The organism is Streptococcus suis (genome assembly GCF_002964045.1).
Lineage (GTDB): Bacteria > Bacillota > Bacilli > Lactobacillales > Streptococcaceae > Streptococcus > Streptococcus suis_U.
In genome coordinates this window covers 1-7,889 of the sequence record NZ_POPB01000613.1, presented here as the reverse complement: position 1 = coordinate 7,889, position 7,889 = coordinate 1, and the positions used below count along the sequence as shown (strand labels likewise).

General features: G+C 41.9%; 4 protein-coding genes. 3 read left to right on the top strand and 1 reads right to left on the bottom strand.

Annotated elements, in window-relative coordinates:
- Positions 1 to 995 (bottom strand): ISL3 family transposase (locus tag C1E99_RS13160; RefSeq protein WP_193441825.1); only part of this gene is annotated, 995 nt, incomplete at its 3' end.
- A gap of 294 nt (positions 996 to 1,289) precedes the next feature.
- Here C1E99_RS13160 and C1E99_RS13155 point away from each other — a divergent pair.
- Genes C1E99_RS13155 through C1E99_RS13145 form a run of 3 tightly spaced genes read left to right on the top strand, consistent with a single transcriptional unit; the run spans position 1,290 to position 7,775 of the window.
- Complete coding sequence (locus tag C1E99_RS13155) at positions 1,290 to 3,191, top strand: Eco57I restriction-modification methylase domain-containing protein (RefSeq protein WP_105207750.1); 1,902 nt, start codon at positions 1,290 to 1,292, stop codon at positions 3,189 to 3,191.
- Positions 3,191 to 4,495 carry an AbiH family protein gene (locus C1E99_RS13150; protein WP_105207749.1) on the top strand — a complete coding sequence of 435 codons (1,305 nt, stop codon included), beginning with the start codon at positions 3,191 to 3,193 and terminating at the stop codon, positions 4,493 to 4,495. Before C1E99_RS13155 ends, C1E99_RS13150 begins: the two co-directional genes overlap by 1 nt.
- A gap of 19 nt (positions 4,496 to 4,514) precedes the next feature.
- Positions 4,515 to 7,775: a DEAD/DEAH box helicase family protein gene (locus C1E99_RS13145; RefSeq protein WP_105207748.1), complete on the top strand. Its 3,261-nt coding sequence runs from the start codon at positions 4,515 to 4,517 to the stop codon at positions 7,773 to 7,775.
- The last annotated feature ends 114 nt before the right edge of the window (positions 7,776 to 7,889 follow it).

The following is a 7,889-nucleotide window of genomic DNA, read 5'->3' as shown; positions in this document are numbered from 1 at the left end:
AAGAAATGATCTGAATTTTTCTCTTGGAAATGGAATAAGAGAAGTTGATAGAGTTCATAGTGCTGTCGTAGTTCCTCGGAGAAAGACAGGAGTTTTTCCAGTATTTCCTTGTTAGTCAAATGCATTCGAAACATAGGGCGATAAAATCGTTTATCGCTGAGTTTACGGCTATCTTGTTGTATCAATTTCCAGTAGCGTTTCAAGGCTCTGTATTCCTGCGATTTTCTGTCGAATTGATTCATAATTTGAATACGAACACGGTTCATAGCACGACTAATGTGTTGAACAATATGAAAGCGGTCGAGTACGATTTTTGCATTGGGAAAAAGTTGTTTAGCAAGATGATAATAGGGACTAAACATATCCATGGTAATGACTTTGACCCGATTTCTAACCTTTCTAGGATAGCGTAGAAAGTGGTTTCGGATGGTTGCTTGAGTTCTTCCGTCCAGAATGGCAATGACATTTAGGGAGTTGAAATCTTGTGCGATAAAGCTCATCTTCCCCTTCTTGAAGGCATACTCGTCCCAGCTCATTACCTCAGGTAAGGTGTTCCAATCTGTTTCAAACTTGAATTCATTGAGTTTTCTCATAACTGATGAGGTTGAGATAGATAGCCTGTGTGCAATATGTGTCATTGCTTGATTTTCGATGAGTAATTGAGCGATTTTCTGGTTAACAGCGACAGCGATTTGGTGGTTTTTCTTAACAAGAGGAGTTTCAGCGACAGCCATTTTTCCGCAATCTTTACACTTGAAGCGACGCTTTCTAAGGCGGATAAGTAGCGGGTAGCCAGCAGTTTCTAGGTAGGGGATTTTAGAGGCTTTCTGGAAGTCGTATTTGGCCATTTGTCCCTTGCATTTTGAGCATTTAGGGGCTGGGTAATCCAAGTGACCGTGGAGTTCTAAGTGAGTTCCCATATCATATTCATCAGTGATAGTGATATTTTTGTCTTTAATTCTGAGAAAATTTGTGATAAGATTTAGTTGTTCCATATGAACCTTTCTAGAATGATAGTTTGAACGCTTTTCATTATAGGTCATATGGGACTTTTTTTCTACACTCAAAAAGGCTCCATAATCTCCACGGTGGTTTTACCCACTACAGAAATTATAGAGCCCAAGTCGATAACCACTTTTTTCATTATAGGCTTTATTTCAAGGATTGGCTGTGATGTTTTAAGGTTGTGATATTAAAAAGAATCATAATTTTTCACTTCACATGAAAACGATTTTATTACTTGTAAAGAAATGGTATAATAGAAAGCAAATAAGAAGAAAAGGTGCCTTATGACGACCATAGATATTAGCGAAGAAACATTAGCGAGAGAGTCCTCTGGTCTTCTGAGAACCCTCTTGAAAGACCGAACGACCAACAAGTCCATCGTTTGGGCGACCCATTCATATGAGTTATTGGGAAAAGGGTTCGGTGCCTATGACCGAATTACTCCTAGTAAGGTAACGGGAGCCTATGCCAATCTGATCCAGCCGCGCTCTGAAAAGTCCAAGTACGAGCAAAAAGACCGTACCAAGGTTCGGGCCGAGGTTTTCACACCGACCTGGTTGGTCAAGAAGCAGGTGGATGCCGTTGACCAAGACTTCCAAGCCCTTGACCTAGAAGCCTACCTCAACCTCAAATGGTTGGAAATCACTTGTGGGGAAGCACCCTACATGGTCTCTCGCTACGACACCGTGACGGGACAAGCCCTAGCCTTAGAAGAGCGGGTCGGCTTTTTGGATCGCAAGCTCCACCGCCTGTCCCAGGAAGTCCATGATGAAAAATCCTGGTTCCAAGGAGCAGTGACCGCCTACCAGAACGCCTACGGCTATGAGTTTCAGGGGGATTCCCTCCTCTTGGCGCGTGAAAACCTCTTTGCCAGCTTCACAGACTACTATCAGGCCAAGTTTGCCCAGGAGCCTAGCCCCAGCCAGAAACAGACCATTGCCCAGATTATTTCCTACAATGTCCTGCAGATGGACGGTCTATCCTACACTGTCCCCTACTCCCAGCAAGCGGGAGATGTTGTTCAGCTTAGCCTTTTTGAGGAAATAGCGGAGCAGACCAGCCAGCCCCAAAAGGCACAAATCAAAGATTGGAAAACAAATGAGTTGATAGATTTTGAGTGTCTATCACAAGGAGAACCCCCTATGAAATTTGATGTTGTAATTGGAAACCCACCGTATCAGGATAATACACTTGGTGAAAATGATACTTATGCCCCTGCAATATATCATTTATTTATGGAGGAATCCTATAAAATTGCGGATAAAGTAGCACTAATTACACCAGGAAGGTATTTATTTTCTCCGGGAAGACTACCCAAAATTTGGCATGAGAAAATGCTTAATGATGAACATTTTAAAATTCTATTTTATTCACAAGATTCTAGTAAAGTTTTTCCTGGTACAGACATTAAAGGTGGAGTTGCAATCGGCTATAGAGATATTCACAAGAATTTTGGTGCAATCGAACTATTTATTCCGTTTGATGAATTGAGGAGTATTGTAAAAAAAGTAGATAGCAACAGTCATGGTAATATCTCATCATTGATTACTAATCCGCTCAGTCATAAGTTCACTGAAAAGCTCAGAGAAACTCATCCAGAGGTAGTCGAACTTGCTAGTAAGACTTTTGATTTGCGGTCTAACGTTCTTGATAAACTAGAGAATGTAATCTTTTTTGATAAAAAGCCGAATGATAATAATGAATATATGCAAATTTTGGGCCTCTACAAGAAACAAAGGGCATATAAATTTATTAGGAGAGATTTTGTCAAAGGACCTGAAAATATAGAAAGCTATAAAATATTTGTTCCTGAATCAAATGGTAGCGGAGCAATTGGTGAAGTGCTCTCTACACCCCTAATCGGGGAACCCCTAATCGGGGAACCCCTAATCGGGCACACTCAGACGTTTATTTCCATTGGAGATTTCAATACGAAATTAGAGGCTGAAGCGTGTTTAAAATATATTAAGACGAAATTTTCACGGGCATTGTTAGGTGTGTTAAAACAGACGCAACATAACCCTGCTCCAATTTGGGCAAAAGTCCCTCTCCAAGATTTTACGTCAAGCTCGGACATCGACTGGTCCCAGTCGGTGGCGGAGATTGACGCGCAGTTGTATAAAAAATATGGTCTTTCTCAGGAAGAGATTGACTTTATTGAATCCAACGTTAGGGAGATGGACTGATGACAGACAATCAGCAAGTAGCTACTGAATTATTTGTGGTTGGGAATGGTCTGGATTTACAATGTGGTCTCGAAACGACATATGAAAACTTTTTAAAATATGTTTTTTTGCAGAAAAAAAGTGAGCTATCTATCGATACAGAAGAAATTGATTTGAGTATTGTAGCTGATAGGTTTGAGAATAGATTTGATTTTTATAGCACTAATTGGTTCGAGCATAGTGGAAAAGAAGTTTATTCGTTTGTAAATATTTGGTATCAAATTTTTCTACATGAAAAAATGTTGGAAAATCGAAATTGGTCAAATGTTGAAAGTATGATTGCTCATTATTTGAAAGAAGAACATCTCATTTATAATATTGCAAGTGTCATTAAATCCAAGAAAAGAAAATCAGCTTCCCTTGGAAAGCAAACGGTCTACAGAGTTCCAAGTATGCAGGGGAGTCAGACAAATTTTATTGCAAAGTTGGCATATGTGTTGGTAAAGAAAGATTTGGTTTTTTTACAACTTCCAGAAACGGAATCTTATCAGAAGATTAAAGAAATCTATGATAATGTTGTTGAATATGAATTAGAGGATATTCAGTCTTTAGTTGCAGATGTTTTGCTACATGAATTAAATGAATTGGAATATGACTTTCAATGCTTTTTACGATATAGATTGTCTGAAACTCCAAATTATGATGAAAAAATAAACACTCTTTTGAGAAGAATGGTGGATCCAGAAAAGGATATGTTTACTGCTGTCCCAATTCCTTATCATTTACTTAGTTTCAATTACTCATCACTATGGTCTCACTTGACTCGGGCTAAATTCTTTCCAGTAAAATTTTTGGATGTACATGGTAAAATCCCGAATAAAGAAGGTTTGAGGTTTTCAAATATTATTTTTGGTGTGGATCATTCATTGTTTCAAGCTAGTGAATTGGAATATCGATTCACAAAGACATATCGTACATTAAAATCCTATACACAAGGTTTTGAAAAAATTGGTGAGGGTCGTGATATTTATACAAAAGATATCCAAACTATTAAGTTCTATGGCCATTCTCTGGCAGAAGCGGATTATGCCTATTTTCAGCAGTTGTTTGATTATTATGATCTTTATGCTAACCCCAACCTTAGCCTCATTTTCTTTTATAGTGTTTATGACGAAAAAAGAAGTCAGGAGATTGAGCATGAACAAATTATGGCAATCTCGCGATTGATTGAGAAGTATGGGCAAACGTTAGATAATAAAGATCACGGAAAGAACTTATTAACACGACTAATACAAACCAAACGATTACAAATGATTAAGATTTAATGCAAACAAGAGGTAATCTATGTCCGTTTTGATTAAAACTTCAGAAGAGATTTCTCCGAAAATCTATGCCTACACGACGCCCCATGTGACCAACAATGAGGGCTGGATTAAGATTGGCTATACGGAACGTCAGGTGGAGCAGAGGATTAAGGAGCAGACCCATACGGCGGGGATTGAGCCGTCGATTTTGTGGCAAGAAGAGGCCAAATATATCGAAGAGCCAGACAAGGGCAAGCCTTTTAAAGACCACGATTTTCACCAGTTTTTGAACTTCCATGCCATTGAGCGCCGTCCAAAGACGGAGTGGTTCTATTTCAATGGTCATCCTGAAAAGGCAAGCCATTTGTTTGACCGGTTTGTCCGTCATGATGTTTCAGGCTACCAGCCCGGGGAGAAGGCAGACTACCAGCTCAGACAGGAGCAGGAAGAGGCTGTCCAGCAGACCTTGGCCTATATAGCCTCCAATCATGATGCCCGCAAGAGGGAGTTTCTTTGGAATGCCAAGCCGCGCTTTGGCAAGACCCTGGCAACCTATGACTTGGTTAAACGCCTCAATTGCGACCGTGTCCTGATTGTGACCAACCGCCCAGCCATTGCCAATTCTTGGTTTGATGATTTTCATAAGTTTATTGCAGGTTCAACTTCTTACAAGTTCGTCTCTGAGTCGGATTCCCTTCGAGGCAGACCGACCTTATCACGGGAGGATTTCAAAAAACTACTCTTCACCGGAGAAGATATCAAGGAGATTGCCTTTCTAAGTCTGCAAGACCTCAAAGGGTCCAAGTACTTTGGTGGTGCCTATGACAAGCTCCAGTGGGTAGGACAAACCCAGTGGGATTTGCTGGTCATAGACGAGGCCCATGAGGGAATTGACACCCTCAAAACAGATATTGCCTTTAATCAAATCCAGCGCAACTTCACCCTCCATCTATCAGGAACGCCTTTTAAAGCCTTGGCTAAGGGCAAGTTTACAGAAGACCAGATTTACAACTGGTCCTATGCGGATGAACAGGCTGCCAAGCAGAATTGGCTAGCGACCTCTGAGCAAGAAAATCCTTATGAAAGTCTTCCTCAGCTCAACATGTTCACCTATCAGATGTCCAAGATGATTACGGATAGGGTCAGTGCTGGTGCGGATTTTGGCAGCGAAACGGTTGATTTTGCCTTTGACTTGAATGAATTTTTCGCTACCAATGAATCTGGCAAGTTTATCCATGAAAGGGAAGTCAAAGAGTGGTTGAATACCCTGACTTCCAATGAAAAATACCCATTTTCAACCAGGGAATTACGTCGAGAAATCAAGCACAGCTTTTGGCTTTTGGACCGTGTTGCCTCTGCCAAGGCCTTGAAAGACTTGTTGGAAGACCATCCTACCTTTGACCGCTATAAGATTGTGCTAGCAGCAGGCTCAACCAGTCAACGCGAAAGTGAGGATCAGGAAGCGGTCAGAAAATCTCTGGACCTGGTTAGAAAGGCCATAGCTGAAAATGACTACACCATCACCCTATCTGTCGGTCAGCTGACGACAGGTGTGACTATTCCAGAGTGGACGGCTGTATTGATGTTAAGCAACCTTAAGTCTCCGGCTCTCTATATGCAGGCCGCCTTTCGTGCTCAAAATCCCTACAGTTGGGTAGAGGGAGACAAGGTCTACCGCAAAGAACGGGCCTATGTCTTCGATTTTGCACCGGAGCGCACCTTGTCCCTCTTTAGCGACTTTGCCAACAATCTCAGCTTAGCAACAGTGGGCGGTGCAGGTACCAGTCAAACCAGAGAGGACAATATCCGTAACCTGCTCAATTTCTTCCCCGTTATCGCAGAAGACCGAGAAGGCAAAATGGTGGAAATTGACGCTCAGGCAGTCATGACCATTCCAAGCCAGATTCGCGCAGCAGAGGTCATTAAGCGGGGCTTTATGTCTAACTTCCTCTTTGATAACATTGCAGGCATTTTCCGTGCCAGTCAGATGGTCTTGGACATCTTGGACGAACTCCCAGTGGAGCAACAAGGGAAAATCAGTCAATCTCCAGATACGCTGGAATTTCCAGATATTGAAGTGGATGAAGAAGGTCAGGTTCAGGTGGCTGAGGAGCTGGTCATCAATCGACAAGAAGTTCTCTTTGGGACCAAAGTCTATGACTTGTTGGATACGGTGGAAGAGATGGTTGACCAGATAGAGGCTGTTGATAAGACCTTTGTCAAAACGGTTCAGAAAGAAGTGTCTGCGACCTTAGTTGAAGAGCTGACGGCTGGCTATGAGTTGACCAACCGTGAGAGCAAGCAACTGGAGAAACAGATTCACACTGAGATTGAAACCGTCATCCAACGAAGCGAAAAAGAATTTGACATCCAACAAGCTTACTTGGAGCAAGAGTTCCAAGAAGCCTTGAAGGAAACAGTAGACGATCTAGAAAAAGCAGAGTTGGAGCAGGCTTATCAAGCTAAGCAAGTAGAAGCCCGAGAAGCCCATCAGGCTGAGTTGCGTCAGCGTCTGGCGGAAAAGGTGCAGGACTTGCCTCGTGATTTGGTCGAGCAACAGGAAGTCAAACAGCGTGAGCGGACAAAAGCTCAGGCTGAGGAAGAGATTCGTGGGCATTTGCGTGGCTTTGCACGGACCATTCCAAGTTTCATCATGGCTTATGGAGATGAGCAGTTGACCTTGGCTAATTTTGATACTTATGTACCAGATGAGGTCTTTATCGAGGTGACAGGTATCAATCTCAATCAATTCCGCTACCTGCGTGATGGTGGTCCTGAATTTGCTGGCCACCTCTTTGACCAGCCGACTTTCGATCAGGCTATCCAAGAATTTTTACGGAAAAAAGCAGAGCTGGCCAATTATTTTGAAGAGAAGACTGAAGACATCTTTGACTATATTCCCCCTCAGAAAACCAATCAAATCTATACTCCCAAGAAAGTCGTTCGGAAGATGGTGGATGAGCTGGAAAAGGAAAATCCCGGTATCTTTGATGATCCGACTAAGACCTTTATTGACCTCTATATGAAGTCGGGTTTGTATATCACGGAATTAGTTAAGCGTCTCTATAATAGCCAAGGCTTACAGGAGGCCTATCCTGATGGGAATGAACGGCTCAAACATATCTTGGAAAATCAGGTATATGGCTTTGCACCAACGGCTATCATTCATAAGATTGCCTTAGAGTTTATCTTCGGCACCCTGCCAGACACCATTAGTCGGAAAAACTTCCTACAAGTGGACACTGTTCCCTATGCCAAGGAAGGCAAGATGCAGGAGTTGATTGATGCTTCTTTTGGATAATTATCGTCATTTAGACAATATGTAAAGACCCCCAGTTGAGAATTCGTGGATTTACCTGTACACTAGAATAAAAAAACAATCAACTTCTAACAGGAATTATCACACTCAATTGGA

Excerpts from the sequence above, each read along its gene's own strand:
- C1E99_RS13155 (WP_105207750.1), top strand. The coding sequence starts at position 1,290 with ATGACGACCATAGATATTAGCGAAGAAACATTAGCGAGAGAGTCCTCT.
- C1E99_RS13150 (WP_105207749.1), top strand. The coding sequence starts at position 3,191 with ATGACAGACAATCAGCAAGTAGCTACTGAATTATTTGTGGTTGGGAAT.
- C1E99_RS13145 (WP_105207748.1), top strand. The coding sequence starts at position 4,515 with ATGTCCGTTTTGATTAAAACTTCAGAAGAGATTTCTCCGAAAATCTAT.